Origin of the sequence: Clostridium sp. (assembly GCF_047718555.1) — a bacterium.
GTDB lineage: Bacteria > Bacillota > Clostridia > Clostridiales > Clostridiaceae > Clostridium_I.
Genome location: NZ_JBDNRK010000126.1, coordinates 1 through 1,778, shown reverse-complemented (window position 1 = coordinate 1,778; position 1,778 = coordinate 1). Strand labels below are relative to the sequence as shown.

General features: G+C 28.1%; 2 protein-coding genes. Both read right to left on the bottom strand.

The window, feature by feature from the left end:
* Nucleotides 1-192: 192 nt before the first annotated feature.
* Nucleotides 193-1,125 (bottom strand): SPFH domain-containing protein, encoded by a 933-nt coding sequence (locus ABF633_RS20715; protein ID WP_415526635.1) that lies wholly within the window; start codon nucleotides 1,123-1,125, stop codon nucleotides 193-195.
* Nucleotides 1,122-1,568 (bottom strand): NfeD family protein, encoded by a 447-nt coding sequence (locus ABF633_RS20710; RefSeq protein WP_415526633.1) that lies wholly within the window; start codon nucleotides 1,566-1,568, stop codon nucleotides 1,122-1,124. Before ABF633_RS20710 ends, ABF633_RS20715 begins: the two co-directional genes overlap by 4 nt.
* Nucleotides 1,569-1,778 lie beyond the last annotated feature (210 nt).

The window sequence follows — 1,778 nt, the reverse complement described above, 5'->3', positions numbered from 1 at the left end:
CTATAAACATTTCTCATGGTAAATAAATTATTTATAATTTTTTCTATTTATCCAAATAATAAACAAAACACTATCTACATATAGCCATTTTAAGATATTATGTAAAAGTATAAAAATAAAATGTTGTACTAAAACTTTTCAACATTTTAGTACAACATTCTTACTAATAAATATACACTTTTTATTCCTATTCTATTTATTTTTTAATAATTCTCCTATCGCTGCTATACTGCCAAGGGATGATAGCGTCTCATTAGGAAGTATAAGTTTGTTAGCAGGGTTTTTAGCCATTTCCTGTAAAGCTTCAACCTGTTTTAATGCTATTACAGTCTCATTAGTACCTGATTCCAATATTGCCTTGTTAACTTTTAATATAGCCTCTGCCTGTGCTATTGCAACTATTTCTATAGCCTTACCTTTACCATCAGCTTCTAACTCTTGACTTTCTTTAAGTCCTTCTGCTCGTCTTATATTAGCTTGTTTCTCTGCTTCTGCCTGAAGAATTTTTGCCTGTTTTTCTCCTTCTGCTATGGATATATAACTTTGTCTTTTACCTTCTGCTTCAAGAATCACTGCTCTTTTATCTCTTTCTGCTCTCATCTGTTTTTCCATAGCCTGTTGTATTTCTGTAGGTGGAATAATATTTTTAATTTCTACAGAAAGTATTTTAATTCCATAGGCATCTGTTATTTCATCTACTACTTCTAGCAGCTTAGAATTAATCCTATCTCTTCCAGATAAGACTTCATCTAATGTCATATCTCCCACTATGTTTCTCATGTTTGTAATAGTAGAATATATTATACCAGATCTAAAATTTTCAATATTATAGATAGCATCTTTTGCCTCCATAACCTTAAAGAAGATAACATTATCAATAGAGATTTTAACATTGTCCTTAGTAATAACACTTTGAGGTTCGATGTCCAATATTTGCTGTTTAGTTGAAATTCTTCCTCTAACAAAATCCACAAAAGGTATTACAAAATTCCAACCTGGTTGAAGAGTTCTATGATACTGTCCTAATCTCTCAACTACAAATAGGTATCCAGTAGTAACAACTTTAAGAGAACTTAATAAAATAGCAACAATAATAACAATAATAATTAATACAGGAATAATCATTGAATATCCTCTCCTTTTTCTTCTTTTTTTATGACAAGTTTATTTCCTTCCAGACCTATAATCTTAAATTTTTCACCTTTGGATAAATATACTCCTTCATTTTTAACAGTCCAGTATATTCCATCAAGTTTTATTCTTTCTTTTTCTTTAATTTCTTTTTCAGCTATAATAACTCTGCCAATAAAGTTTTCCTCCATGGTTGGAGTTTTAGGTATATCCTTATTTAAAAATTTCTTTGCAAAAGGATAACCTATAGCATAGGACACTCCAGTTAATATTACAAATACACCAACTTGTACCGGGAAAGAATATCCTAAGGATAATGCTATTATAGCTCCAATGCCGCCAATGGTAAACCATACAAAAAGAAAACCAGCCGTTAAAAAATCAATAATTAAACAAGTTATGGCTATAACAACCCAAAGCTGTAATGCATCTTTCAATTAAAATCCCCCCTTAATTAATTAATTAATTTTATAAAGTAAATATTCTAATAATAAATTTATATAAAGGATATTTATTTAATTGTATAACATTTATGTAAAATATAATACAATAAATTCATATCCAATATAATTATGTATTAAAATTCACTGTCTATACAAATTATAATATCGTATTTATATCATTAAATAAAGTTTTATTTTTACTTG

Coding starts and splice junctions, on each gene's coding strand:
- ABF633_RS20715 (WP_415526635.1), bottom strand. CDS start 1,125: ATGATTATTCCTGTATTAATTATTATTGTTATTATTGTTGCTATTTTA.